Annotated in this window: 27 protein-coding genes; 14 read left to right on the forward strand and 13 right to left on the reverse strand. The window is 53.9% G+C overall.

From position 1 onward, the window contains the following. Window positions 1-9: 9 nt before the first annotated feature. The 6 genes from agaW (at window position 10) to kbaY (ending at window position 5,588) form a co-directional block, all read left to right on the forward strand. Window positions 10-789, forward strand: a complete 780-nt coding sequence (gene agaW, locus BZK40_RS15870) for a PTS N-acetylgalactosamine transporter subunit IIC (RefSeq protein ID WP_003839998.1) — start codon at window positions 10-12, stop codon at window positions 787-789. Further along, window positions 779-1,657 carry a PTS N-acetylgalactosamine transporter subunit IID gene (gene agaE / locus BZK40_RS15875; protein WP_003024929.1) on the forward strand — a complete coding sequence of 293 codons (879 nt, stop codon included), beginning with the start codon at window positions 779-781 and terminating at the stop codon, window positions 1,655-1,657. Before agaW ends, agaE begins: the two co-directional genes overlap by 11 nt. 16 nt (window positions 1,658-1,673) lie before the next feature. Then, window positions 1,674-2,108 (forward strand): PTS galactosamine/N-acetylgalactosamine transporter subunit IIA, encoded by a 435-nt coding sequence (agaF, locus tag BZK40_RS15880; protein WP_008785899.1) that lies wholly within the window; start codon window positions 1,674-1,676, stop codon window positions 2,106-2,108. Next, on the forward strand, window positions 2,105-3,238 hold the full coding sequence (gene nagA, locus BZK40_RS15885) for an N-acetylglucosamine-6-phosphate deacetylase (protein ID WP_079934948.1): 1,134 nt from the start codon (window positions 2,105-2,107) through the stop codon (window positions 3,236-3,238). Before agaF ends, nagA begins: the two co-directional genes overlap by 4 nt. Before the next feature lie 301 nt (window positions 3,239-3,539). Next, window positions 3,540-4,694, forward strand: a complete 1,155-nt coding sequence (locus tag BZK40_RS15890; RefSeq protein ID WP_008785901.1) for an AgaS family sugar isomerase — start codon at window positions 3,540-3,542, stop codon at window positions 4,692-4,694. A gap of 12 nt (window positions 4,695-4,706) precedes the next feature. Beyond that, entirely contained in the window at window positions 4,707-5,588 is an 882-nt protein-coding gene (gene kbaY, locus BZK40_RS15895) for a tagatose-bisphosphate aldolase subunit KbaY (RefSeq protein WP_016151042.1), read from the forward strand. A gap of 55 nt (window positions 5,589-5,643) precedes the next feature. On the opposite strand, the gene rsmI is transcribed toward kbaY, so the two are convergent. Continuing rightward, on the reverse strand, window positions 5,644-6,507 hold the full coding sequence (gene rsmI, locus BZK40_RS15900; protein WP_016154652.1) for a 16S rRNA (cytidine(1402)-2'-O)-methyltransferase: 864 nt from the start codon (window positions 6,505-6,507) through the stop codon (window positions 5,644-5,646). 63 nt (window positions 6,508-6,570) lie between these two features. Here rsmI and BZK40_RS15905 point away from each other — a divergent pair, with 63 nt between their 5' ends. The 4 genes from BZK40_RS15905 to dolP are packed head-to-tail and all read left to right on the forward strand — an operon-like array spanning window position 6,571 to window position 10,185. Further along, window positions 6,571-8,622, forward strand: coding sequence for a penicillin-binding protein activator (locus BZK40_RS15905; RefSeq protein WP_079934949.1), 2,052 nt, complete (start codon window positions 6,571-6,573; stop codon window positions 8,620-8,622). Beyond that, on the forward strand, window positions 8,580-8,975 hold the full coding sequence (locus BZK40_RS15910; RefSeq protein WP_079934950.1) for a YraN family protein: 396 nt from the start codon (window positions 8,580-8,582) through the stop codon (window positions 8,973-8,975). The genes BZK40_RS15905 and BZK40_RS15910 overlap by 43 nt, the downstream gene beginning before the upstream one ends. Window positions 8,976-9,009: 34 nt before the next feature. Further along, complete coding sequence (gene diaA, locus BZK40_RS15915; RefSeq protein WP_003024948.1) at window positions 9,010-9,600, forward strand: DnaA initiator-associating protein DiaA; 591 nt, start codon at window positions 9,010-9,012, stop codon at window positions 9,598-9,600. Between the two features lie 9 nt (window positions 9,601-9,609). After that, window positions 9,610-10,185 (forward strand): division/outer membrane stress-associated lipid-binding lipoprotein, encoded by a 576-nt coding sequence (dolP, locus tag BZK40_RS15920; protein WP_008785904.1) that lies wholly within the window; start codon window positions 9,610-9,612, stop codon window positions 10,183-10,185. An 84-nt stretch (window positions 10,186-10,269) separates the two neighbouring features. On the opposite strand, the gene BZK40_RS15925 is transcribed toward dolP, so the two are convergent. Together BZK40_RS15925 and BZK40_RS15930 are read right to left on the reverse strand one after the other, a co-directional pair. Further along, window positions 10,270-10,905 carry an NAD(P)H-binding protein gene (locus tag BZK40_RS15925; protein ID WP_003828632.1) on the reverse strand — a complete coding sequence of 212 codons (636 nt, stop codon included), beginning with the start codon at window positions 10,903-10,905 and terminating at the stop codon, window positions 10,270-10,272. Between the two features lie 36 nt (window positions 10,906-10,941). After that, window positions 10,942-11,370, reverse strand: coding sequence for a YhbP family protein (locus BZK40_RS15930; protein ID WP_008785905.1), 429 nt, complete (start codon window positions 11,368-11,370; stop codon window positions 10,942-10,944). A 52-nt stretch (window positions 11,371-11,422) separates the two neighbouring features. On the opposite strand from BZK40_RS15930, the gene BZK40_RS15935 reads away from it, so the two are divergent. Further along, on the forward strand, window positions 11,423-11,713 hold the full coding sequence (locus tag BZK40_RS15935; protein ID WP_032945094.1) for a GIY-YIG nuclease family protein: 291 nt from the start codon (window positions 11,423-11,425) through the stop codon (window positions 11,711-11,713). Here the strand turns inward: BZK40_RS15935 and BZK40_RS15940 are convergent. Both BZK40_RS15940 and ubiT read right to left on the reverse strand, forming a co-directional pair. Then, window positions 11,710-12,213 carry a GNAT family N-acetyltransferase gene (locus BZK40_RS15940; RefSeq protein WP_079934951.1) on the reverse strand — a complete coding sequence of 168 codons (504 nt, stop codon included), beginning with the start codon at window positions 12,211-12,213 and terminating at the stop codon, window positions 11,710-11,712. The genes BZK40_RS15935 and BZK40_RS15940 overlap by 4 nt on opposite strands. Beyond that, complete coding sequence (ubiT, locus tag BZK40_RS15945; RefSeq protein ID WP_003828637.1) at window positions 12,207-12,731, reverse strand: ubiquinone anaerobic biosynthesis accessory factor UbiT; 525 nt, start codon at window positions 12,729-12,731, stop codon at window positions 12,207-12,209. Before ubiT ends, BZK40_RS15940 begins: the two co-directional genes overlap by 7 nt. A gap of 220 nt (window positions 12,732-12,951) precedes the next feature. Between ubiT and ubiU the strand changes: the two genes are divergently transcribed. From ubiU to BZK40_RS15960, 3 genes are all read left to right on the forward strand, one after another. Further along, a complete protein-coding gene (gene ubiU / locus BZK40_RS15950; protein WP_003024971.1) occupies window positions 12,952-13,947 on the forward strand; it encodes a ubiquinone anaerobic biosynthesis protein UbiU in 996 nt (331 codons plus the stop codon). Window positions 13,948-13,955: 8 nt separating this feature from the next. Continuing rightward, entirely contained in the window at window positions 13,956-14,834 is an 879-nt protein-coding gene (locus tag BZK40_RS15955) for a U32 family peptidase (RefSeq protein ID WP_020996351.1), read from the forward strand. Between the two features lie 178 nt (window positions 14,835-15,012). Further along, the gene (locus BZK40_RS15960) at window positions 15,013-16,020 is read left to right on the forward strand and encodes a luciferase-like monooxygenase (RefSeq protein WP_003828640.1); all 1,008 of its coding nucleotides are present in this window, start codon (window positions 15,013-15,015) and stop codon (window positions 16,018-16,020) included. 88 nt (window positions 16,021-16,108) lie between these two features. Here the strand turns inward: BZK40_RS15960 and mtr are convergent, their stop codons facing one another. The 8 genes from mtr to rbfA form a co-directional block, all read right to left on the reverse strand. Then, window positions 16,109-17,353, reverse strand: coding sequence for a tryptophan permease (gene mtr, locus BZK40_RS15965; protein WP_003828642.1), 1,245 nt, complete (start codon window positions 17,351-17,353; stop codon window positions 16,109-16,111). 146 nt (window positions 17,354-17,499) lie between these two features. After that, window positions 17,500-19,428 carry a DEAD/DEAH family ATP-dependent RNA helicase gene (locus BZK40_RS15970; protein WP_003828643.1) on the reverse strand — a complete coding sequence of 643 codons (1,929 nt, stop codon included), beginning with the start codon at window positions 19,426-19,428 and terminating at the stop codon, window positions 17,500-17,502. Next, window positions 19,421-19,501 carry a protein YrbN gene (yrbN, locus tag BZK40_RS24450; RefSeq protein ID WP_010723222.1) on the reverse strand — a complete coding sequence of 27 codons (81 nt, stop codon included), beginning with the start codon at window positions 19,499-19,501 and terminating at the stop codon, window positions 19,421-19,423. The genes BZK40_RS15970 and yrbN overlap by 8 nt, the downstream gene beginning before the upstream one ends. Before the next feature lie 106 nt (window positions 19,502-19,607). Then, entirely contained in the window at window positions 19,608-20,492 is an 885-nt protein-coding gene (gene nlpI, locus BZK40_RS15975) for a lipoprotein NlpI (protein WP_003024982.1), read from the reverse strand. A gap of 109 nt (window positions 20,493-20,601) precedes the next feature. Continuing rightward, the gene (pnp, locus tag BZK40_RS15980; protein ID WP_008785911.1) at window positions 20,602-22,734 is read right to left on the reverse strand and encodes a polyribonucleotide nucleotidyltransferase; all 2,133 of its coding nucleotides are present in this window, start codon (window positions 22,732-22,734) and stop codon (window positions 20,602-20,604) included. A gap of 246 nt (window positions 22,735-22,980) precedes the next feature. Beyond that, window positions 22,981-23,250: a 30S ribosomal protein S15 gene (gene rpsO, locus BZK40_RS15985; RefSeq protein WP_000059465.1), complete on the reverse strand. Its 270-nt coding sequence runs from the start codon at window positions 23,248-23,250 to the stop codon at window positions 22,981-22,983. A gap of 273 nt (window positions 23,251-23,523) precedes the next feature. Next, window positions 23,524-24,468 (reverse strand): tRNA pseudouridine(55) synthase TruB, encoded by a 945-nt coding sequence (truB, locus tag BZK40_RS15990; protein WP_003828704.1) that lies wholly within the window; start codon window positions 24,466-24,468, stop codon window positions 23,524-23,526. Then, the gene (gene rbfA / locus BZK40_RS15995; RefSeq protein WP_003024988.1) at window positions 24,468-24,872 is read right to left on the reverse strand and encodes a 30S ribosome-binding factor RbfA; all 405 of its coding nucleotides are present in this window, start codon (window positions 24,870-24,872) and stop codon (window positions 24,468-24,470) included. Before rbfA ends, truB begins: the two co-directional genes overlap by 1 nt. Between the last annotated feature and the right edge of the window lie 42 nt (window positions 24,873-24,914).

A 24,914-nucleotide genomic window follows, 5' to 3' on the forward strand; every position in this document is an offset into this window, starting at 1 on the left:
GGATTCACAATGGAAATCAGTCTGTTGCAGGCTTTTGCGTTGGGTATTCTCGCCTTTATTGCAGGCCTGGATATGTTCAACGGGTTAACGCACATGCACCGCCCGGTTGTTCTCGGGCCGCTGGTCGGCCTGATTCTGGGCGATCTGCATACCGGTATTTTAACAGGTGGCACGCTGGAACTGGTGTGGATGGGTCTTGCCCCACTAGCGGGAGCTCAACCGCCAAACGTTATTATCGGCACTATCGTGGGAACCACGTTTGCCATAACGACCGGAGTGAAACCTGAAGTTGCCGTAGGTGTGGCGGTACCGTTCGCTGTAGCAGTACAGATGGGGATTACCTTCCTGTTCTCTGTGATGTCCGGGGTGATGGCTCGCTGCGATCGCATGGCAGCGAATGCCGATACCGCCGGGATTGAGAGGGTCAACTATCTGGCGTTGCTCGCGTTGGGGACCTTCTACTTCTTATGCGCGTTCCTGCCGATTTACTTTGGCGCGGAACATGCCAAAACCGCGATAGATGTTCTGCCGACGCGTCTGATTGACGGCCTGGGTGTGGCAGGCGGCATCATGCCAGCTATCGGCTTCGCCGTACTGCTGAAAATCATGATGAAAAACGTCTATATCCCCTACTTCATCCTGGGTTTTGTAGCAGCTGCCTGGCTCAAACTCCCTGTGCTGGCGATCGCCGCCGCAGCACTGGCAATGGCGCTGATCGATTTTCTGCGTAAATCACCTGAACCTACAGCTCCCGCAGCACAAAAAGAGGAATTCGAAGATGGCATCTAATCAAACGGCTCTGCCGAACGTTTCCGAAACCGAAGAAACGCTGCTGTCCGGCACCAATGAAAACGTCTACGAAGACCAGAATATCGGTGCCGAGCTGACGAAAAAAGATATCAACCGTGTTGCCTGGCGTTCAATGCTGTTGCAGGCCTCTTTTAACTACGAACGTATGCAGGCATCAGGATGGCTGTACGGCCTGTTACCTGCTCTGAAAAAGATCCATACCAATAAGCGCGATCTGGCGCGTTCGATGAAAGGCCATATGGGCTTCTTCAACACGCACCCGTTCCTGGTCACGTTTGTTATCGGGATTATCCTGGCGATGGAACGCTCCAAGCAGGATGTGAACAGTATTCAAAGCACCAAGATTGCCGTGGGTGCGCCGCTTGGCGGCATCGGCGATGCCATGTTCTGGTTAACGTTACTGCCTATTTGCGGCGGTATCGGGGCCAGTCTGGCGCTGCAAGGCTCTATTCTTGGCGCAGTTGTCTTTATTGTTATGTTCAACGTGGTTCATCTTGGTCTGCGCTTTGGGCTGGCACACTATGCTTATCGAATGGGCGTTGCTGCCATTCCGCTGATTAAAGCTAACACCAAAAAGGTTGGACATGCGGCATCCATCGTTGGGATGACGGTGATTGGTGCGCTGGTAGCGACCTATGTTCGCCTGAGCACTACGCTGGAAATCACTGCTGGCGATGCGGTAGTGAAACTGCAAACAGACGTGATAGACAAGCTGATGCCTGCTTTTTTGCCGCTGGTCTACACATTAACCATGTTCTGGCTGGTCCGCCGTGGCTGGAGTCCTCTGCGCCTTATCGCCATTACCGTGGTGCTCGGCGTCGTAGGTAAGTTCTGTCATTTCCTGTAAATATAAGGGGTTGTAGATGTTAGGTATTATTTTGACGGGTCATGGCGGGTTTGCCAGCGGAATGGAAAAAGCGATGAAACAGATTCTGGGTGAGCAGACTCAGTTCATTGCCATCGACTTTCCGGAAACCTCAACCACTGCCTTGCTCACCTCACAACTTGAACAGGCGGTGGGTGAACTGGATGCGCAGCAAGACATCGTGTTTCTGACTGATTTGTTGGGCGGAACGCCATTTCGCGTCGCTTCCACACTAGCCATGCAAAGGCAAGGTACTGAAGTGATCACCGGTACCAATCTACAACTGCTACTGGAGATGGTGCTGGAGCGCGACGACCTGAGCAGCGAAGCGTTTCGTTTGCAGGCGCTGGAGTGCGGGCACCGGGGTTTAACCAGCCTGGTGGACGAGCTGGGACGCTGCCGTGAGGAAAAGCCCGTTGAGGAAGGGATATGACACTGCTACTGCGCGCCAGACGTCTACTGACCGAACAGGGTTGGCTGGACGATCATCAATTGCATATTGAAGACGGTATCATTGCGGCAATAGAGCCAATTCCTTCCGGCGTTATGGTCCGCGATGCTGAACTGCTCTGTCCGGCATACATTGATACCCACGTACACGGGGGCGCGGGTGCCGATGTGATGGATGAAGCACCGGATACACTCGACAAACTGGCGATGCACAAAGCACGTGAAGGGGTAGCCAACTGGCTACCCACTACCGTCACCGCTCCATTACCGGATATTCACAAGGCGCTTGAGCGTATCGCCCATCGCTACCATTCCGGAGGGCCAGGCGCACAGGTGCTGGGCAGTTATCTTGAAGGCCCGTACTTTACGCCGCAGAACAAAGGGGCGCACCCGCCTGAGCTTTTCAGAGAACTGGAACTCAGTGAACTGGATGAACTGATTGCGATTTCCCAGCAAACATTGCGCGTCGTTGCGCTGGCACCAGAAAAACCCGGTGCATTGCAGGCCATCGAACATCTGAAGCAGCGCAACGTACGGGTGATGTTGGGACACAGCGCAGCTACCTGGGAACAAACCCGCGCAGCCTTTGACGCCGGCGCTGACGGACTGGTTCACTGCTACAACGGTATGACCGGCTTACATCATCGGGAGCCAGGAATGGTTGGCGTAGGGTTAACCGACCCTCGCGCCTGGCTGGAACTTATCGCTGACGGACACCATGTCCACCCGGCGGCCATGAAGCTCTGCTGCTGTTGCGCCAAAGACAGGCTGGTGCTGATCACCGATGCCATGCAGGCTGCAGGAATGCCAGACGGGCGCTATACGCTCTGCGGTGAGGAAGTAGAAATGCACAGTGGTATTGTGCGTACCGCTTCCGGTGGCCTGGCTGGTAGCACGCTCTCGGTTGACGCAGCCGTACGTAATATGGTCGAGCTCACCGGGATAACGGCAGAAGAGGCAATTCATATGGCCTCTCTCCACCCCGCACGTCTGTTGGGTATCGATCGCCAACTGGGATCGTTAGCAGTGGGAAAACGTGCAGACGCGATCGCGCTCAATAGCGGGCTACATTTACAACAGATCTGGATTCAGGGTCAGGCTCTCCCCCTTTGACCTTTCATTTTGTCTCGTATTGGCCTGCGGTCTTCGATCGCAAGGCCTTTCTTTTCCTTTCGCTTGAGTAAATATCTAACCATCCTACAACAAGCCTACTTCTTATAGATCAATAAGATAACTACACCTTTCGTTCTCACGATCACAAATTTCGTTTTATTTCATTTTGGATTATTGATCTTTCGATTTCTTTTCTATAAATTTTAATCAATCGACAAGATGAACAAGTGAAACGAAACGAAAGATAGCGACATTCTCGCCAGCGTCTTATGTGGAATTTACAAGACTAAGGACTTAAGTTATGCCAGAAACCTATACCCCTGTTACCGCGGTAACGGGCACCTGGACCGAAGAAGAGATCCGTCAACAACCTGCCAGTTGGATCCGTTCCCTTACGAATATCGACAACATTCGATCTGCCATTGACAGCTTTCTCGCGCCATTACTGCGCAAAAACGATCTGCGGATCATACTGACCGGGGCTGGAACATCAGCATTCATTGGCGACATCATCGCTCCCTGGCTGGCAAGCTACACCGGAAAAAATATCAGCGCTGTGCCGACCACCGATCTGGTCACCAATCCGATGGATTACCTGAATCCCGCACATCCGCTGCTGCTCATTTCTTTCGCTCGCTCAGGTAACAGCCCTGAAAGCGTTGCAGCAGTGGAACTGGCTAATCAGTTTGTGCCTGAGTGTTATCACCTGCCGATCACCTGCAACGAAGCAGGTAGCCTCTATCAAAACGCAGTTGCAAGCGACAATGCCTTTGCTCTGTTAATGCCCGCAGAGACACATGATCGTGGCTTCGCGATGACCAGCAGCATTACCACCATGATGGCCAGCTGCCTGGCAGTATTTGCCCCAGAGAAAATCAACAGCCAGACCTTCCGTGACGTGGCCGATCGATGCCAGACGATTCTGACTTCGCTGGGCGATTTCAGCGACGGTGTATTTGGCAATGAACCCTGGAAACGGATCGTTTACCTCGGTAGCGGTGGATTACAGGGAGCAGCGCGGGAATCGGCACTGAAAGTCCTGGAGCTGACTGCAGGCAAACTGGCCGCATTCTATGACTCCCCGACAGGCTTTCGTCACGGTCCAAAGTCGCTGGTTGATAACGAAACGCTGGTAGTGGTCTTTGTTTCCAGCCATCCGTATACACGTCAATACGATCTCGATCTGCTGGCAGAGTTACGCCGCGATCGGCAGGCATTGCGGGTTGTCGCGATTGCCGCACAAACCCATGAGGTGATTGAAGCAGGCCCACATATTCTGCTGCCACCAGCACGCTCTTTCATCGATATGGAATTGGCGTTCTGCTTCCTGATCTACGCCCAGGTTTTTGCTTTGACGCAATCCATCAATATCGGCAATACACCGGATACGCCTTCTGCCAGCGGCACTGTGAACCGCGTTGTACAGGGCGTTGTTATTCATCCCTGGAACGCCTAAAAGGATCGTTTTATGAGCATTATTTCCACGAAATACCTCCTGCTGGATGCCCAAAAAAAGGGTTATGCCGTACCTGCCTTTAACATTCATAACGCCGAGACGATCCAGGCGATCCTTGAAGTGTGCTATGAAATGCAATCGCCGGTGATCCTGGCAGGAACGCCGGGTACCTTTAAGCATATCGCGCTGGAAGAGATCTACGCGCTGTGCAGCGCTTATTCCACCAGCTACGGTATACCGCTGGCGCTGCACCTCGATCACCATGAGTCGCTGGACGACATTCGTCGTAAAGTGAATGCAGGAGTGCGCAGCGCAATGATTGACGGCAGCCACTTTCCGTTTGAAGAAAACGTGAAGCTGGTGAAATCCGTTGTGGATTTTTGCCATGCCAAAGATTGCAGCGTGGAAGCTGAGCTGGGTCGCCTCGGTGGCGTAGAAGATGATATGAGTGTGGATGCAGAAAGCGCCTTCCTCACCGATCCACAAGAAGCTAAACGGTTTGTTGAGCGTACTGGCGTAGATAGCCTTGCTGTTGCCATCGGCACAGCACACGGTTTGTACACCAAGACGCCCAAAATCGATTTCCAGCGGCTGGGTGAAATTCGTGAGGTAGTCGACGTTCCGCTGGTGCTACATGGCGCAAGCGATGTCCCTGACGAATACGTCCGCCGCACGATCGAGCTTGGCGTTTGCAAAGTTAACGTCGCGACCGAACTGAAAATCGCTTTTGCCGATGCGGTCAAAGCGTGGTTTGCGGAGAATCCGCAGGGCAACGATCCTCGCTATTACATGCGGGTCGGTATGGATGCGATGAAAGAAGTGGTGCGTAGCAAAATCACTGTATGCGGGTCAGCAAACCGCTTATTAATCAGTGAAACTGCCGCTCAGTCTTAAGCACTGTGTTAGCTAATGGCCATACCCTTGTCGGTTTGGCCATCAGCAATCGGGCTTACTCTCCCTGCTGTTCCAGCGCGTACTTATACAACGCATTCTTTTTCACGCCATGGATTTCAGCAGCCAGCGCGGCGGCCTTTTTCAGCGGCAGTTCTGCCTGCAATAAGGCCAACGTACGCAGCGCATCGGCAGGAAGGTCGTCTTCCTGCGCTTTATGCCCTTCGACAATCAGCACCATTTCACCTTTACGACGGTTTTCATCTTCCTTGACCCACGCCAGCAATTCACCGACCGGTGCACCGTGAATAGTTTCCCAGGTTTTGGTCAGCTCGCGCGCCAGCACCACGTAACGGGATTCGCCCCACACGGCAACCATGTCTTCCAGGCTATCCAGCAAGCGGTGGGTAGATTCATAAAAAATAAGCGTACGCGGTTCGGCCTCAATGGCTTTCATCGCATCACGACGCCCTTTCGATTTGGCAGGCAGAAATCCTTCATAGCAAAAACGGTCTGAAGGCAGGCCTGCAGCGCTCAGGGCAGCAATCGCCGCACAAGGACCAGGCAGGGGAACAACGCGGATCCCTGCTTCACGACAGGTACGCACCAGATGGTAGCCAGGATCGTTAATCAGCGGCGTTCCGGCATCGGAAACCAGCGCAATGTTTTGTCCTTCTTTGAGCTTCGCGACCAGCGTTTCGGCCTTTTGCTGCTCGTTGTGGTCATGTAGCGCGAACAGACGCGCGTTAATCGCGAAGTGTTGTAACAATAATCCTGTATGACGAGTGTCTTCAGCGGCAATCAAATCAACGGCTTGTAAAACTTCGAGCGCTCGTTGGGTAATATCAGCCAAATTTCCTATAGGAGTAGGTACAATAAAGAGTTGGCCTTGAGAATTATCCGCCGATTCGTGTTGTTTCATTGTGTCGTCCGTATTGCCGATTTAATATTGAGCATTGAGTAAAAAAATATCACTGGATACAGTATGGTACCCTCAACATTTTCTCGTTTGAAAGCCGCACGCGCGCTACCAGTCATTCTGGCAGCACTGATTTTCGCAGGCTGTGGCACCCAGGCGCCAGACCAGAGTGCAGCCCATATGCAGGGCACTGCGCAGGCTGATTCCGGCTTTTATCTGCAACAAATGCAGCAAAGCTCAGATGATAGCAAGACCAACTGGCAATTACTCGCCATTCGTGCACTGCTGAAAGAAGGCAAGAGCCAGCAGGCTATCGAACTGTTTAACCAGCTACCGCAGAAGCTAAGCGATGCCCAGCAGCGTGAGCAGTCACTGCTGGCCGTCGAGATTAAGCTCGCGCAGAAAGATGTCGCTGGCGCACAGGCCCTGCTGGATAAGTTAACTCCCGCCGATTTCGATCAAAACCAACAGGCACGCTACTGGCAGGCGCAAATCGACGTCAACCAGGGTCGCCCATCTCTGACGCTGCTGCGCGCCCTGATCGCGCAGGAACCGCTGCTGGCCGCGAATGCTAAGCAGAAAAATATGGACGCCACCTGGCAGGCGCTGTCGTCCATGACCCAGGAGCAAGCGCAAGCGCTGGTCATCAATGCTGATGAAAACGTGCTGCAAGGCTGGCTGGATCTCCAGCGCGTATGGTTCGATAACCGTAACGATCCGGACATGATGAAAGCTGGTATTGCGGACTGGCAGAAACGTTATCCGCAAAACCCAGGAGCAAAACTGTTACCAACACAGTTGGTTAACGTGCAGAGCTTTAAGCCCGCCTCCACCAGCAAAATCGCTCTGCTGTTACCACTGAACGGTCAGGCCGCTGTATTTGGCCGTACTATTCAGCAAGGCTTTGAAGCTGCGAAAAACATGGGCACTCAACCTGTCGCAGCCCCTGTTGCTGTCACACCTGCCGCAGTTCCAGCTGCCGCGACCACCACAGAACAGCCGCAAACGACTGACGGCGTTGCCAGCCCGTCTCAGGCGTCAGTAAGCGATCTGACCAACGAGACGCCGGCTCAGCCAGAAACACCTGCTGTGCAGCCCGCAGCACCCGCTCAGCCAACAACCTCCAGCGCACCGGCGAATCCATCCGCTGAGCTGAAAATCTACGACACTTCATCACAGCCGCTGAACCAGATCCTGACTCAGGTTCAGCAGGATGGCGCCAGCATCGTGGTTGGCCCACTGTTGAAGAACAATGTTGAAGAGCTGATGAAAAGCAACACGCCATTGAACGTCCTGGCGCTTAACCAGCCGGAGTCGGTGAAAAATCTGCCGAACGTCTGCTACTTCGCCCTGTCGCCAGAAGATGAAGCGCGCGACGCCGCGCGCCACATCCGCGATCAGGGAAAACAGACGCCGCTGTTGTTGATTCCACGGAGTTCATTAGGCGATCGCGTTGCCAACGCCTTTGCACAGGAATGGCAAAAACTGGGTGGCGGCGTGGTATTGCAGCAGAAGTTCGGCTCCACCGCTGAACTTAAAATGGGCGTCAACGGCGGCTCGGGGATTTCCCTGACAGGCAGCCCGGTGGCCTCCTCTGTGCCAGCCCAACCCGGCGTGACGATTGGTGGTCTGACCATCCCGGCAGCACCTACCGATGCGCAAATCACCGGCGGCAGCGGTCGTGTTGATGCCGTGTATATTCTGGCGACGCCGGAAGAAATTGCATTTATTAAGCCGATGATCGCCATGCGCAACGGCAGCCAGAGCGGAGCAACGCTGTACGCCAGTTCTCGTAGTGCGCAGGGCACTGCCGGCCCGGATTTCCGTCTGGAGATGGAAGGTTTGCAGTACAGCGAAATTCCGATGCTGGCAGGCGCTAATGCACCTCTTATGCAGCAGGCGCTTGGCGCGGTTCGTAACGACTACTCGCTGGCGCGTATGTATGCCATGGGTGTCGATGCCTGGTCGCTTGCCAACCACTTCTCGCAAATGCGTCAGGTGCAGGGTTTCGAAATTAACGGTAATACCGGGGCCTTAACCGCAACGCAGGATTGTGTGATTAACAGGAAGTTATCATGGCTCAAATACCAGCAAGGACAAGTCGTCCCCGCCAGTTAACGAGTAAACAGACCGGTGACGCGTGGGAATCCACCGCGCTTGACTGGCTGCTGAGCAAGGGACTGCATTTTATCGCCGCCAACGTGCGTGAACGTGGTGGCGAAATCGACCTGATAATGCGTGAAGGCAACACCACCGTATTTGTTGAGGTTCGCTACCGACGCTCAGCACAGTTCGGTGGTGCGGCGGCGAGTGTGACCCGGAGCAAACAACACAAATTATTACAGACCGCCCGCTTGTGGCTTGCGCGCCACAATGGGAGTTTTGATACTGTGGATTGCCGGTTCGATGTGTTAGCCTTCACCGGAAATGATGTTGAGTGGTTTAAGGACGCGTTCAACGACCGCTCATAGTTGAAGATTCAGAGCCTGGTTCTTAAGGATTAGCGTGTTAGATAGAATTAAAGTCTGCTTTACAGAAAGCATTCAAACTCAGATAGCTGCGGCTGAAGCACTTCCGGATGCAATCTCCCGTGCCGCCATGACGCTGGTTCAGTCCCTGCTCAATGGCAACAAAATTCTCTGTTGTGGTAATGGGACGTCCGCTGCCAACGCACAGCATTTTGCTGCCAGCATGATCAATCGTTTTGAAACAGAACGCCCAAGTTTACCTGCGATTGCACTAAATACTGATAATGTGGTCTTAACTGCGATTGCCAACGATCGCCTGCACGACGAAGTTTATGCAAAACAAGTCCGTGCGCTGGGACATGCAGGTGATGTTCTGCTGGCAATCTCTACGCGTGGTAATAGCCGCGATATCGTAAAAGCCGTTGAAGCCGCCGTGACACGCGACATGACAATCGTCGCGCTGACCGGGTATGACGGAGGGGAACTGGCCGGATTACTGGGGCCACAGGATGTTGAAATCCGTATACCCTCACACCACAGCGCTCGCGTTCAGGAAATGCACATGCTGACGGTCAACTGCCTTTGCGATCTTATCGATAACACGCTTTTCCCTCACCAGGATGATTAAGGAGTACACATGAAGGCATTTTCGCCGCTTGCTGTGATTATCGCTGCACTGCTGCTGCAAGGCTGTGTCGCTGCCGCCGTTGTTGGAACTGCAGCTGTCGGGACTAAAGCCGCGACGGATCCTCGTAGTGTCGGCACCCAGGTTGATGACAGTACCCTGGAATTACGCGTCAATACGGCGTTGTCGAAAGATGCCCAGATCAAGAAAGAAGCGCGAATCAACGTGAGCGCATATCAGGGTAAAGTGCTGCTGGTCGGCCAGTCGCCGAATAGCGAACTGTCTGCACGTGCAAAACAGATTGCGATGGGCGTAGAAGGTACGACTGAGGTCTTTAATGAGATCCGTCAGGGCCAGCCAATCGGTCTGGGCGATGCGTCCAACGATACCTGGATAACCACCAAAGTACGTTCCCAGTTACTGACCAGCGATCAGGTGAAATCCTCTAACGTGAAAGTAACGACTGAGAACGGAGAAGTGTTCCTGTTAGGTCTGGTGACCGAGCGTGAAGCGAAGGCGGCGGCGGATATCGCCAGCCGGGTAAGCGGCGTGAAACGCGTCACGACGGCCTTTACGTTTATTAAGTAACACGCCTGTAGATGGCATCTTATCCGGCCTACAGAACGTAATCGTTTGTAGGCCGGATAAGCGTCAGCGCCATCCGGCATTTTTTTATTTAGCCCTTTCGCGTAGCTCGGAAGAGGTCAGGATCGAAACCCCTTCATGCCCAGGTGCCAACGCTTCTGCCAGCATTGCCCGAGCAACATCGCGCGCTTCAATCGACTTCCAGTTACCCGGCAGCAGCCTGAACAACGGCGCTAAAAACATCTCATTCGTCCGCTGTTTGTCCCTATCACCCAGTAGCATTGAAGGCCGGACAATCGTCAGCCGTGGCCAATTCTGCGCGATCAGCGCCTGCTCCATTTCACCTTTCACCCGATTATAAAAAAACGGTGAATTCGCATTGGCGCCCATCGAACTCACCACCAGCATATGCTGGGCGCCTAACCTACGTCCCGTCAGGGCTGTATCTACCACCAGCGTATAGTCAGCATGGATAAACGCCTCTTTGCTGCCCGCTTCACGCCGGGTAGTCCCCAAACAACAAAAGACAATATCGACCGGATCGGTGACCTGTGCCAGAGCATCGGTTAGCTGCGGATCATGGGGGTTATAGATACCAACCGTATCTGCCAGCGGTCGACGCGTTGGTGCCGTGATGGCATTGACCCGGGGTTCATTGAGCAGCATACGCAGCAAATGTCCGCCCACCAGCCCCGTGGCTCCCGTTATTAACACCTGACTCATCGCTTATCTTCCCCAGGTCTTCAATCACTGTTCTAACTATAGATCACGTAACCAATGCATCTTTTTACCAAAGCCCAGCGTGTTGTCCGTGAATTTGACTTCATCCAGTCGAATCTCCCATACGGGCGCTGGCAGCATTCTGGCGACGGGGAAACGGCGGTTGTAGGCTTTACGCGCAGCTTCGCTCTCCTGCCCTTCAAGACGCCGGATTTCCCCTTTAAACTGTACGCCACGAATCAGAGCGACGGTTTTAGGCTGACCGTTTACTGTACCGGCAATCGGTGCGCGTGGTCCGGACATCTGCGCATGCCGCGTTTTCTCTTCGGTCAGCACATAGAACACCATCTTCTGCGCATCAAACAGGTAAAACGCATTGGCGCACCATAATTCACCTTCATGATGTACGCACCAGGTCACGACGTGCTGCTTTGCCAGCCAGCGGGTCACCGCAGTCAGTGTTTCCATTTCTGTTCTCTTTTATACTGTAGGCCTGAAAATTATCACGTCGATGGTAACAATGACACCCTGGTATCTGTACCTGATCCGTACCGCTGACAACGCCTTATACACTGGAATAACCACCGATGTGCAGCGTCGCTATAAGCAGCATCAAAGTGGGAAAGGCGCGAAGGCGCTACGCGGAAAGGGGGAACTCACGTTGGCATTTGCGGCGCAGGTCGGCGACCGTTCGCTGGCCCTGCGCATAGAGTATCGCGTTAAACAGCTCACCAAGCGGCAGAAAGAGCGCCTTGTCGAAGGCGAAGGGTTTGAGGCGCTATTAAGCAGCCTGCAAACCCCGGAAGCTTAAAAGCGATTGAAGTGGTCGTGGTATTCCACAAGTCCCGTCACGCCATCCAGCGCATCGTCCGCCAGGCGATGAACCTGGAACGCGCTTTCGGTGCCCGGCCAGCGGCAACGCAGGTCATGATGGGCCGCCAGCTCAAAGCCAAAGCGGCTGTACAGGGCCGGATCCCCCAGCGTAACCACCGCTGCGTAGCCAAACTCATTCAGTGAATCGAGTCCTTCATAGACCAGCTGACGCGCCAGGCCCTGCCCCCGGTAGTTTTCATCCACCGCGAGCGGCGCCATGCCGACCCATTGCAGATCTTCACCCTGAACATCAACTGGGCTGAACGCGACGTAACCCACTACCTGACCTTCGTCATCGGTAGCAACCAGACCCAGCGTTAATAAACCATCTTCACGCAGGTCGTGCACTAATTTCGCTTCCGCATCGCTCTCAAATGAACGGCGCAGCAGCGCATCAATACCAGGGGCATCAATGGGAATTTCAACTCGAATCAGCATGGCTCACCTACCGAGGTCTGTTTGGTTTCTGGCGACGTTTTCATCCCCGCCTCAACAAAATCCGCCAACTGCATCAGCATGACGCGCAACGCTTTAGGCATCTGCTCCAGTTCGATGGCATCCATCAGATTTTTTACGTATAGCCCTAATTCTGTATCACCTTCAATCACCAGACGACGCTGGAAGAAAAGCGTATCCGGATCCTGCTTGCGGGCCACGATCATCAGCAGATCGCTGGCATCGGCGCTAAAACTCACATCCGCATCTGCATTCTGGCTGACGATAAGTTTATCGTTCTCAACAGAGGTATACCATTTGAGGTCAATGTCACGCACATGAATGCTCAGCCAGCGACCTTCGAGAAACTCCAGCTCCCCATCGGCCAGCGCCTGACTAAACTGCCAGCTCAGGACCTGCTCCAGAACCTGGCGCTTCAGCGCAAAGGGCGTCAGTTTAACTGGTACACTCATCAGAGAAGGACCAAATTGTACTAAGCGTGAACGCAGTTTATCCAACACGAGCTTTACTCCCTGTTTCAATAGTCCTGCTATTTTGCCATATCAAATAAACGACATAGCGGCATAAATCAACAATTCGATGCGAAATTGTTACCTCTTTATTGGTGTCACCAATACGACTTTAACTGCCTCAAATCAAAAATTGTCTCAGCAAGGTTAACTAAAATCCCCATTCGTTAACATTTCTGCGCCCATCACGGCGCAACGTTCAGGATAAATTATGGAGCTGCTCTGCCCTGCCGGAAACCTACCGGCGCTTAAGGCGGCCATCGAGAACGGCGCTGATGCTGTCTACATCGGGCTGAAAGATGATACCAACGCCCGTCATTTCGCCGGCCTTAATTTTACCGAGAAAAAATTGCAGGAAGCGGTGAGTTTTGTCCATCAGCACCGCCGTAAGCTGCACATTGCGATTAACACCTTTGCGCACCCGGATGGTTACGCGCGCTGGCAACGTGCCGTTGATATGGCAGCGCAACTGGGTGCAGACGCGCTGATCCTTGCCGACCTCGCCATGCTTGAGTATGCCGCAGAGCGCTACCCGCATATTGAGCGCCATGTCTCTGTTCAGGCATCTGCAACCAATGAAGAGGCAATTAATTTCTATCATCGCAACTTTGACGTCGCCCGCGTGGTGCTGCCGCGCGTGCTGTCTATTCATCAGGTGAAGCAGCTCGCTCGCGTCACGCCAGTTCCCCTGGAAGTGTTCGCCTTCGGTAGCCTGTGCATTATGGCGGAAGGCCGTTGCTATCTTTCGTCCTATCTGACGGGTGAGTCTCCTAACACGGTTGGTGCCTGCTCGCCTGCCCGTTTTGTCCGCTGGCAACAGACCCAACAAGGGCTGGAATCCCGTCTTAATGAAGTGCTGATCGACCGCTATCAGGACGGGGAAAACGCCGGTTATCCGACGCTATGCAAAGGCCGCTATCTGGTTGACGGCGAGCGTTATCATGCGCTGGAAGAACCCACCAGCCTGAACACGCTGGAGCTGCTGCCAGAACTGCTGGCTGCCAATATTGCCTCGGTGAAAATCGAAGGACGTCAGCGCAGCCCGGCCTATGTCAGTCAGGTGGCGAAAGTGTGGCGTCAGGCGATCGACCGCTGTATGGCCGACCCGCAAAACTACGTCCCGCAGGCCGCGTGGATGGAAACGCTCGGTTCTATGTCCGAAGGCACGCAGACCACGCTTGGCGCGTATCACCGTAAATGGCAGTGAGAGAAGCAATGAAATATTCCTTAGGGCCGGTGCTGTGGTACTGGCCGAAAGAAACGCTGGAAGATTTTTATCAGCAGGCTGCCGTAAGCCAGGCCGACGTTATCTATCTTGGCGAAGCGGTATGCAGTAAACGCCGCGCCACCAAAGTGGGCGACTGGCTCGATATGGCGAAATCGCTCGCTGGCAGCGGTAAACAGGTTGTGCTGTCAACACTGGCGCTGGTGCAGGCCTCTTCTGAACTGGGAGAGCTGAAGCGCTATGTCGAAAACGGTGACTTTCTGCTGGAAGCCAGCGATCTCGGCGTAGTAAACATGTGCGCCGAGCGTAAGCTGCCGTTTGTCGCCGGGCATGCGCTCAACTGCTACAACGCGGTTACCCTGCGTATCCTGCTCAAACAAGGCATGGTGCGCTGGTGTATGCCGGTAGAGCTTTCCCGCGACTGGCTGGCAAACCTGCTCAACCAGTGTGATGAGCTGGGTATTCGCAATCAGTTTGAAGTTGAGGTGCTGAGCTACGGGCATCTGCCGCTGGCGTACTCTGCCCGCTGCTTTACCGCGCGCTCTGAAGACCGTCCAAAAGACGAGTGTGAAACCTGCTGCATCAAATATCCGAACGGGCGCGATGTGCTGTCGCAGGAGAATCAGCAGGTCTTTGTCCTCAACGGGATCCAGACCATGAGCGGCTATGTTTACAACCTCGGCAACGAACTGACATCGATGCAGGGGCTAGTTGATATTGTGCGTCTGTCCCCTTCAGGCACTGAAACATTCGCCATGCTCGACGCCTTCCGCGCCAATGAAAATGGCAGTGCTCCATTACCGCTTGCCGCCCACAGTGACTGTAACGGCTACTGGAAGCGACTGGCTGGACTGGAGCTGCAGGCCTAGCCGGATGCGGCATAAATGCCTTATCGGGCCTACAAATAGCGATCCCGTAGGCCCGATAAGCGCAGCGCCATCGGGCATGTTATATTCGGTGCCCGCCGTATAAAGCTCACTTTGTTAACAACATTCGCTAATCTTTAATGCAGTATTAAAAGATTAACCGGTAACAAAGTGAGCCGTTATGACTGACAAAACTATTCCGTTCTCGGTGCTGGATCTGGCGCCGATCCCTGAAGGATCCTCGGCAAAAGAGGCCTTCACACACTCGCTTGATCTCGCTCAACTGGCCGAAAAACGCGGCTACCACCGCTACTGGCTGGCGGAACATCACAACATGACCGGCATCGCCAGCGCAGCAACCTCAGTGCTGATTGGTTATCTGGCTGCCAATACCACCACGCTGCATCTCGGGTCTGGCGGCGTGATGTTGCCTAACCATTCGCCGCTGGTGATCGCCGAGCAGTTCGGTACCCTGAACACGCTATATCCGGGACGAATCGATCTCGGGCTTGGTCGCGCACCGGGCAGCGATCAGCCAACCATGCGCGCACTGCGCCGCCATATGAGCGGTGATATCGATAACTTCCCACGCGACGTCGCTGAACTGGTGGACTGGTTCGACGCCCGCGATCCTAACCCCCATGTACGTCCGGTTCCCGGCTACGGCGAGCAGATCCCCGTCTGGTTATTAGGCTCCAGCCTGTACAGCGCACAACTGGCGGCCCAGCTTGGTCTGCCGTTTGCCTTCGCCTCGCACTTTGCTCCGGATATGCTGCACCAGGCACTGCATCTGTATCGCAGCCAATTCAAGCCCTCAGCGCGTCTGGCAAAACCGTATGCGATGGTGTGCATCAACATTATTGCCGCCGACAGCAATCGCGACGCCGAGTTTCTTTTCACCTCCATGCAGCAGGCCTTTGTGAAGCTGCGTCGTGGCGAAACCGGCCAGCTACCGCCGCCGGTAGAGAATATGCATCAGCTGTGGTCCGCTTCTGAGCAGTACGGCGTACAACAGGCGCTGAGCATGTCGCTGGTCGGTGATAAGGCAAAAGTGCGGCATGGTCTCGACGCCATTTTGCGTGAAACCCAGGCTGATGAGATTATGGTTAACGGCCAGATTTTTGATCATCAGGCACGCCTACATTCGTTTGATTTGGCGATGGATGTGAAGCAGGAATTATTGGGGTAGTACTATTTGTGCCGGATGGCGGCTGCGCCTTATCCGGCCTACTCAATCTCTGTGGGCCCGGTAAGCGTAGCGCCACCGGGCAATTGTTCTACTGGTATACAGGCAACAGATTCACGCTCGACAGAATATGGATAACCGCGTTGCCGATACCGAATACCAGGATCAGCGCAATCATCGGCTTGCCGCCCCAGACACGGAATTTCGGGCTACCGAAACGCTCGCGGGATTTACGTGCCAGCAGCGCCGGAACAATGGCGGCCCAGATGGTTGCCGCGAGTCCTGCATAGCCAATGGCGTACAGGAAACCGTTCGGCCATAGCAAGCCACCGATAATTGGCGGGACAAACGTCAGCAATGCCGTTTTGAAACGTCCCATTGCCGAGTCATCAAAGCCAAACAGATCCGCCAGATAGTCAAACAGACCGAGCGTAACGCCGAGGAATGAACTCGCCACCGCAAAGTTGGAGAACACCACCAGCAGCAGATCCAGACTGCGGCTGTTTAGTACACCGCTCAGCGCCTGTACCAGCACATCTATGTTACCGCCCTGCTGCGCAATACCGATAAACTCCGGACGCGGAATGTTACCCATCGTCCCCAGCAACCATACGGTATACAGCACCAGCGCCAGCAGCGTGCCGTACACCAGACACTTAACGATGGTCTTCGGATCTTTACCGTAGTACTTCATCAGGCTCGGGACGTTGCCGTGATAGCCGAATGAGGCCAGACAGAACGGCAGCGTCATCAGCAGGTACGGCGTATACGAAGCATTGCTTTCCGCCACGTTAAACAACGTTGTGGGCTGAACGTGTCCCAATAAGCTGCCGAAGGTCAGGAAAAAGGTAATCACCTTCGCGCCCAGCACAATTGCCGTCATGCGGCTCACCGCTTTGGTACTTAACCACACCACAAACGCCACCAGTAACGCAAAGCCAAGACCTGCCGCACGCGCCGGAACGTTCAACGACATCTCGGAGAAGGTGTGATGCAGGATCGACCCGCTCGCCGAGATATACGCGTAGGTCAGAATATAGAGAACGAAAGCAATCGAGATGCCGTTCACCACGTTCCAGCCTTTGCCCAGCAGATCTTTGGTAATGGTGTCGAAACTGGAGCCAATGCGGTAATTGAGGTTAGCTTCAAGGATCATCAGCCCGGAGTGCAGCATGCAGAACCAGGTAAAGATCAGCGCCGCCATTGACCAGAAGAACCACGCCCCGGACATGACCACTGGCAGAGAAAACATCCCCGCGCCAATAATGGTGCCGCCGATGATCACCACGCCGCCGAGCAGCGAAGGTGATGTTTGGGTGGTGGTTAGTGTTGCCATTTAGCCATCTCTCCAGTCATTTATATTGTGACTACATCTCAATGCGCTGCACTGTACCAGTACACGAGTACAATTGAAATAAAAAAAGCCCCGATTGTTGAGATCGGGGCCGTATATTTTACTTTACAGCTATAAAGCTAAAAGGTTTATGCATCACCGCCGAAACGACGACGACCAGCAGAGTCATCACGACGCGGAGCAGAAGAATCGTCACGACGCGGACCGCGGTTGCCTTCACGACGTTCGCCGCTGAAACGACGACCATCGCCACGACCGCCTTCACGACGTTCGCCGCTAAAGTTACGACCTTCACCGCGACCGCCTTCACGACGCTCACCGCTGAAACGACCACCGCCACGACGCTCACCACCGGTGTGCGGAACTGCATCGCCAACCAGCTGCATGTTCATCGGCTTGTTCAGGATGCGAGTACGGGTAAAGTGCTGCAGCACGTCGCCCGGCATACCTTTCGGCAGTTCGATGGTGGAGTGGGAAGCAAACAGCTTGATGTTACCGATGTAACGGCTGCTGATATCACCTTCGTTAGCAATCGCACCAACGATATGACGAACTTCAACACCGTCATCACGGCCCACTTCAATGCGGTACAGCTGCATGTCACCAACGTCACGACGTTCACGACGCGGACGGTCTTCACCACCACGGTCATTACGGTCACGAGGGCCACGATCGTTGCGGTCACGCGGACCACGATCATCACGGTCGCGGAATTCGCGTTTCGGACGCATCGGCGCATCTGGCGGCAGGATCAGAGGACGTTCGCCCTGAGCCATTTTCAGCAGTGCAGCTGCCAGCGTTTCGATATCCAGCTCTTCTTCCGGCTGCATTTTCGCCAGCAGAGCACGGTATTGATCCAGATCGCTGCTTTCCAGCTGCTGCTGTACTTTAGCAGCGAATTTTTCCAGACGGCGTTTGCCCAGCAGATCTGCGTTCGGCAGTTCTACTTCCGGAATAGTCAGCTTCATGGTGCGTTCGATGTTACGCAGCAGACGACGCTCGCGGTTCTCAACGAACAGCAGCGCACGACCCGCACGACCCGCACGACCGGTACGGCCGATACGGTGAACGTAAGACTCGGAATCCATCGGGATGTCGTAGTTGACAACCAGGCTGATACGCTCAACGTCCAGGCCACGGGCCGCAACGTCGGTTGCAATCAGAATATCCAGACGGCCATCTTTCAGACGCTCCAGAGTCTGCTCACGCAGGGACTGGTTCATGTCGCCGTTCAGTGCAGCGCTGCTATAACCGCTACGCTCCAGCGCTTCTGCTACTTCCAGGGTCGCATTTTTGGTACGAACGAAGATAATCGCCGCATCAAAGTCTTCTGCTTCCAGGAAACGCACCAGCGCTTCATTTTTACGCATGCCCCACACAGTCCAGTAGCTCTGGCTGATGTCAGGACGGGTAGTAACGCTGGACTGAATACGTACTTCCTGCGGCTCTTTCATAAAGCGGCGGGTAATACGACGAATCGCTTCCGGCATGGTTGCAGAGAACAGAGCGGTCTGATGACCTTCCGGGATCTGTGCCATGATGGTTTCAACGTCTTCGATGAAGCCCATACGCAGCATTTCGTCAGCTTCGTCCAGTACCAGACCGCTCAGTTTGGAGAGGTCCAGAGTACCGCGCTTCAGGTGATCCAGCAGACGACCCGGCGTACCGACGACGATCTGTGGCCCCTGACGCAGGGCACGTAATTGCACGTCATAACGCTGACCGCCGTACAGGGCAACCACGTTCACGCCGCGCATGTGTTTAGAGAAATCCGTCATGGCTTCTGCTACCTGAACCGCCAGTTCGCGGGTCGGTGCCAGCACCAGAATCTGAGGTGCCTTCAGCTCAGGATCAAGATTGTTGAGCAGCGGTAAAGAGAACGCTGCAGTTTTGCCGCTACCTGTCTGGGCCATACCCAGAACATCGCGGCCGCCCAGCAGATGCGGAATGCACTCTGCCTGGATTGGAGATGGTTTTTCGTAACCCAGATCGTTAAGGGCTTCAAGGATAGGAGCCTTCAGGCCCAGATCTGCAAAAGTGGTTTCGAATTCAGCCATGTAGTACGTGTGCCTCAAAATTAATGGCGGCCAGTCTACATAACTCATCATGAAATTGATCTGCAATTTTCATTGAAAAGTGTGAACCGGCTCAAAGTAGGTGTATTAACGAACAACAACGCCCTCACCCGTGAAGGTGATGGCAATCAAAAAAGATTACGGGCTGATGTGTACGTCAGCTATTGCTGGTCCGATTCTGCCAGGTCATCTTGGTCCTGGCCCAGGAGCGATAATTCCAACAATGCGTATCGGTGCTCAACAAAGTTATGAACGTTGTTAGCCACCGCCAGTTTGAACAATGCCGTAGCGTTGTCCAAATCCCCCAGACTTAGGTAGTACTTACCTAAATAGAAGTTGGTTTCACTGAGATGCTCAGCGAGCGAGGTGTTATCCGTTGCGTCCGCCTTCAGGCGTTCCATCAGCGTTGCTTCGCTAATGTTGCCCAGGTAGAACTCGACAATGTTCCATCCCCATTGCTCTTTATCCGATTTCTCAAAGCGTTGCTTCAACGCTTCTTTAGCCTGCTTCTCATCGAGCTTCTGCTCGGCAAGATAAAGCCACAGACTACGGAAAGGATCATTGGGATCGTCTTGATAAAACGCTAGCAGATCATCTTGCGCTAACTTGTCGCGACCGCCGTAATACAATGCGATACCGCGATTTAAGTGCGCGTAGTTGTAAGTTGGATCAAGCTCAAGTACAGAATCAAACGCTTCATAGGCAGCATCAAAATTGCCTGCCTGCGTTAAATATATACCTAAGTAATTGAATACTTCAGGCATATCTGGTCGGATTGCCAGCGCTTGTGAAAAATCATTTCGCGCCAGTGCCCTCAGACCGAGACTATCATACAACACTCCGCGCTCATATAAAAGCTGTGCGCGTTCGTCATCGGTTAAAGCCCGACTGGCAAGAATTTGTTCCATACGTGCCAGAATCACTTCCTGCTGCAAAGTCGGTTGCAATGGTACTGCGAGGACTTCACTCTTTCGCCAGGCGGAATTACTGCATCCAGCCAGCGTGAGTGCTGTCGCAACGAAACACCAGCGCAAAAAAGGCTTCATTTCCCACTCCCGAAGACAACGATTGAATGAACGTCCAGGTTCCCCGGTTGCTAACAAGGCATCCTGCCGGGTTAAAGGCCCTCCGCTTTCACGGAGGGCAATGGCAACCTTACTCGCCCTGGCTTGCCGGAGCTTCCGGTTCGCCTGCAGGCTGAGACTGCTCAGTTGCTTCTTTAATGCTCAGACGTACACGGCCCTGGCGATCAACTTCCAGAACTTTGACCGGTACTTCCTGGCCCATCTGCAGGTAGTCGGTCACTTTCTCAACGCGCTTGTCAGCGATCTGAGATATGTGTACCAGACCTTCTTTACCGCCACCGATGGCAACGAATGCGCCAAAGTCAACGATACGGGTCACTTTACCATTGTAGATACGGCCTACTTCGATCTCTGCGGTGATCTCTTCGATACGACGGATAGCATATTTCGCTTTCTCACCGTCGGTCGCAGCAATCTTCACGGTACCATCATCTTCGATTTCAATGGTGGTGCCGGTTTCTTCGGTCAGAGCACGGATAACAGAGCCGCCTTTACCGATAACGTCTTTGATCTTGTCCGGGCTGATCTTGATAGTGTGGATACGCGGAGCGAACTGAGAAATATCGCCACGCGGAGCGTTGATCGCTTGTTCCATAACACCCAGGATGTGCAGACGCGCACCTTTAGCCTGGTTCAGAGCAACCTGCATGATTTCTTTGGTGATACCTTCAATTTTGATATCCATCTGCAGTGCAGAGATACCGTCGCGGGAACCCGCCACTTTGAAGTCCATATCGCCCAGGTGGTCTTCGTCGCCCAGAATGTCAGACAGAACAACAAAGTTGTCGCCTTCTTTCACCAGACCCATCGCGATACCCGCAACGGCTGCTTTGATCGGCACGCCTGCGTCCATCAGCGCCAGGGAAGCACCACATACGGAAGCCATGGAAGAAGAACCGTTAGATTCGGTGATTTCAGAAACCACACGTACGGTGTACGGGAATTTATCCAGTTCCGGCATTACTGCCAGTACGCCACGCTTCGCCAGACGGCCGTGACCAATCTCACGACGCTTCGGAGAACCGACCATACCGGTTTCACCTACGCAGTACGGAGGGAAGTTGTAGTGGAACAGGAAGTTGTCAGTACGCTCGCCCATCAGTTCGTCGAGGTTCTGCGCATCACGCGTGGTGCCCAGGGTCGCAGTAACCAGCGCCTGAGTTTCGCCACGGGTGAACAGTGCGGAACCGTGGGTACGCGGCAGAACGCCAGTACGCACGTCCAGGCCACGGATCATGTCTTTTTCACGGCCATCGATGCGCGGCTCGCCTGCCAGTACGCGGCTACGAACAACGTTTTTCTCGATAGCGTGCAGGATTTCACCCAGTTCGTTAGCGTCCAGGGTTTCGTCTTCAGCCACCAGAGTCGCGATGGTTTCAGACTTGATCACGTCAACCTGAGCATAACGCTCTTGTTTGTCAGTGATACGGTAAGCATCGCTCAGGCGAGCTTCTGCCAGTGCGGCAACGCGTGCGTTCAGCGCTTCGTTGACGGCTTCTGGCTGCCAGTCCCAACGCGGTTTGCCAGCTTCTTTCGCCAGCTCGTTGATCGCCTGAATCACAACCTGCTGCTGTTCGTGACCGAACACAACAGCGCCCAGCATCTGATCTTCGCTCAGCAGTTCAGCTTCGGATTCAACCATCAGTACGGCTGCTTCAGTACCTGCAACAACCAGGTCCAGCTTGCTTTCTTTCAGTTCGTCCTGAGTCGGGTTCAGTACGTACTGGTCATTGATGTAACCAACACGTGCAGCACCGATCGGGCCGTTGAATGGGATACCAGACAGAGTCAGCGCAGCAGATGCACCAATCATTGCCACGATGTCCGGGTTAACCTGCGGGTTAACGGAAACAACGGTCGCGATAACCTGAACTTCGTTAACGAAGCCTTCCGGGAACAGCGGGCGAACCGGGCGGTCAATCAGACGCGCGATCAGGGTTTCGCCTTCGCTCGGACGGCCTTCACGACGGAAGAAGCTACCCGGGATACGGCCAGCAGCGTAGGTACGCTCCTGATAGTTAACGGTCAGCGGGAAAAAGTCCTGGCCTGGTTTCGCTTTTTTCTGACCAACAACGGTAACGAATACCGCGGTGTCATCCATGCTAACCATAACAGCGGCAGTCGCCTGACGCGCCATCATGCCGGTTTCCAGCGTAACGGTATGCTGACCGTACTGGAATTTACGAACGATCGGATTAAGCAAAATAATATCCTTTCTCTATTTTTTGACGGCACATTTTTGCGCCATCGTTAATACCCGATCTTCTGCGCATCCTCGCGACTAATGACAACCCTAACCCATAAGCATGAGTAAAGCCTCTCATTAGCCGCGCGAACCTCTGCAACGGAAGATCATTCATAGCAACAATACATTAGTTTCCAGCGAATTGCTGCCATCTGCTGGAAAAAAGGGGCCATGAAGGCCCCCTCTTTCTGAAACTCGAAAGAATTAGCGACGCAGGCCCAGACGCTCGATCAGCGCGGTGTAACGTGCAACATCTTTACGTTTCAGGTAGTCGAGCAGTTTACGACGCTGAGAAACCATGCGCAGCAGACCACGACGGCTGTGGTGATCTTTTTTGTGCTCTGCAAAGTGGCCCTGCAGGTGGTTAATCTGTGCAGTCAACAGAGCAACCTGAACATCGGTAGAACCGGTGTCATTTGCATCACGACCAAACTCAGAAACGATTTTAGCGGTAGCTTCAGTACTTAGAGACATTTTAAAACTCCAAAGTGATAAGAATGAAAGGATGCCGATCTCTAATTCAGCTATCCCAGTGTATACACTTTATCCTTCAAACTGACTCTGCGTTGGCTGCGTCCGCTCACCTCAGTCACTTACCTAAGTAAGCTCCTGAGAATCCTCAGACTTGCCGCCTTGATGCAGCTCGAATGATTTTGTGTATACGCCACGCAGATTGTTAAACAATTCACGCGACGTTAAGCGGCAGTATTCTACTCGCAGCGCCCTTTTATCGCAAGACAGAGAGCGCTATGCAGGATACTCAACCACCAGGCGGCGGGGGGCGACACGACCTTCATCGTCCATCTCCCCCATGCCAATAAACTTGCCGTCATCGCCTTCCGTCACGCGTACCAGCCCTTCCAGCGGGGCGCCTGTCGTCCGTACCGGATTACCATTTTTAAAGTAAACCGACGATGTTAAAGGCAAATTAACAACAGGATAGTCCGATGCCGGACTGTCCATTGGCATCAGCAAAGGATCAAGCAACTGAGCCGCCGGAATGTTCTGCTGTTCTGCCTGTTCGACCAGCTCACGCAGGTGTTCCAGCGTGACCATACGATCCACCGGATACTTGCTGACCGTCAAACGACGCAGATACGTTACGTGCGCGCCGCAGCCCAGCTTCTCACCGAGATCGTCAACGATGGTACGAATATAGGTGCCTTTGGAGCAGTGAACTTCCAGCTCCAGTTCGTTACCTTCATGACGGATAAACAGCAGCTCATAGACGGTAATCGGGCGCGCTTCACGCGGCACTTCAATGCCCTGACGCGCATATTCGTACAGCTTCTTACCCTGATACTTCAGCGCCGAATACATCGACGGAATCTGCTCGATATCGCCGCGGAAAGTCTCCAGCGCGCTCGCCAGTTGTTCTGCGGTGAAGGTTACCGGACGCTCCTGCACGATCTGCCCATCGGCATCGGAAGTGTCAGTACGCTGGCCCAGACGGGCAACCACGCGATAGCGTTTGTCAGAATCCAGCAAATACTGTGAAAACTTTGTCGCTTCACCAAGGCAGATAGGCAGCATGCCTGTCGCCAGCGGATCCAACGCGCCGGTATGTCCCGCGCGGTTGGCATTGTAGATGCGCTTTACTTTTTGCAGCACGTCATTGCTGGACATGCCCTGCGGCTTATCCAGCAGCAGGACACCATGAATATCGCGACCACGACGACGAGGACGACTCATCAGTCCTCCTTGCTGTCGTCCGCTGGGTTCACACGACGCTCATCGTCATGTTTCACCACGCTGGTCACCAGGTTGGACATGCGCATCCCTTCAACCAACGAGTTGTCGTAGAAGAAGGTCAGCTCAGGCACGATACGCAGACGCATTGCTTTACCCAGCAGAGAGCGGATAAAACCAGAGGCTTCCTGCAGTGCCTTAATGCCGTTTTTCACGGCAGCTTCGTCCTGATCGTTGAGGAAAGTCACGAATACTTTGGCATATGCCAGATCACGAGACATCTCAACACCCGATACGGTGGTCATCATGCCAACACGCGGGTCTTTGATTTCGCGTTGCAGGATGAGTGCGATTTCTTTCTGCATCTCCTGCGCGACACGCTGCGGGCGACCAAATTCTTTCGCCATAATAAATTCTCCAGACAAAAAAGGGGCATTCAGCCCCTTTTG

This window comes from Citrobacter portucalensis (genome assembly GCF_002042885.1).
GTDB lineage: Bacteria > Pseudomonadota > Gammaproteobacteria > Enterobacterales > Enterobacteriaceae > Citrobacter > Citrobacter portucalensis.

Bases quoted from the DNA above. Each gene is read 5' to 3' on its own strand.
- agaW (WP_003839998.1), top strand. From the start codon at position 10: ATGGAAATCAGTCTGTTGCAGGCTTTTGCGTTGGGTATTCTCGCCTTT.
- agaE (WP_003024929.1), top strand. From the start codon at position 779: ATGGCATCTAATCAAACGGCTCTGCCGAACGTTTCCGAAACCGAAGAA.
- agaF (WP_008785899.1), top strand. From the start codon at position 1,674: ATGTTAGGTATTATTTTGACGGGTCATGGCGGGTTTGCCAGCGGAATG.
- nagA (WP_079934948.1), top strand. From the start codon at position 2,105: ATGACACTGCTACTGCGCGCCAGACGTCTACTGACCGAACAGGGTTGG.
- BZK40_RS15890 (WP_008785901.1), top strand. From the start codon at position 3,540: ATGCCAGAAACCTATACCCCTGTTACCGCGGTAACGGGCACCTGGACC.
- kbaY (WP_016151042.1), top strand. From the start codon at position 4,707: ATGAGCATTATTTCCACGAAATACCTCCTGCTGGATGCCCAAAAAAAG.
- rsmI (WP_016154652.1), bottom strand. From the start codon at position 6,507: ATGAAACAACACGAATCGGCGGATAATTCTCAAGGCCAACTCTTTATT.
- BZK40_RS15905 (WP_079934949.1), top strand. From the start codon at position 6,571: ATGGTACCCTCAACATTTTCTCGTTTGAAAGCCGCACGCGCGCTACCA.
- BZK40_RS15910 (WP_079934950.1), top strand. From the start codon at position 8,580: ATGGCTCAAATACCAGCAAGGACAAGTCGTCCCCGCCAGTTAACGAGT.
- dolP (WP_008785904.1), top strand. From the start codon at position 9,610: ATGAAGGCATTTTCGCCGCTTGCTGTGATTATCGCTGCACTGCTGCTG.
- BZK40_RS15925 (WP_003828632.1), bottom strand. From the start codon at position 10,905: ATGAGTCAGGTGTTAATAACGGGAGCCACGGGGCTGGTGGGCGGACAT.
- BZK40_RS15930 (WP_008785905.1), bottom strand. From the start codon at position 11,370: ATGGAAACACTGACTGCGGTGACCCGCTGGCTGGCAAAGCAGCACGTC.
- BZK40_RS15935 (WP_032945094.1), top strand. From the start codon at position 11,423: ATGACACCCTGGTATCTGTACCTGATCCGTACCGCTGACAACGCCTTA.
- BZK40_RS15940 (WP_079934951.1), bottom strand. From the start codon at position 12,213: ATGCTGATTCGAGTTGAAATTCCCATTGATGCCCCTGGTATTGATGCG.
- ubiU (WP_003024971.1), top strand. From the start codon at position 12,952: ATGGAGCTGCTCTGCCCTGCCGGAAACCTACCGGCGCTTAAGGCGGCC.
- BZK40_RS15955 (WP_020996351.1), top strand. From the start codon at position 13,956: ATGAAATATTCCTTAGGGCCGGTGCTGTGGTACTGGCCGAAAGAAACG.
- BZK40_RS15960 (WP_003828640.1), top strand. From the start codon at position 15,013: ATGACTGACAAAACTATTCCGTTCTCGGTGCTGGATCTGGCGCCGATC.
- mtr (WP_003828642.1), bottom strand. From the start codon at position 17,353: ATGGCAACACTAACCACCACCCAAACATCACCTTCGCTGCTCGGCGGC.
- BZK40_RS15970 (WP_003828643.1), bottom strand. From the start codon at position 19,428: ATGGCTGAATTCGAAACCACTTTTGCAGATCTGGGCCTGAAGGCTCCT.
- yrbN (WP_010723222.1), bottom strand. From the start codon at position 19,501: ATGAAAATTGCAGATCAATTTCATGATGAGTTATGTAGACTGGCCGCC.
- nlpI (WP_003024982.1), bottom strand. From the start codon at position 20,492: ATGAAGCCTTTTTTGCGCTGGTGTTTCGTTGCGACAGCACTCACGCTG.
- rpsO (WP_000059465.1), bottom strand. From the start codon at position 23,250: ATGTCTCTAAGTACTGAAGCTACCGCTAAAATCGTTTCTGAGTTTGGT.
- truB (WP_003828704.1), bottom strand. From the start codon at position 24,468: ATGAGTCGTCCTCGTCGTCGTGGTCGCGATATTCATGGTGTCCTGCTG.
- rbfA (WP_003024988.1), bottom strand. From the start codon at position 24,872: ATGGCGAAAGAATTTGGTCGCCCGCAGCGTGTCGCGCAGGAGATGCAG.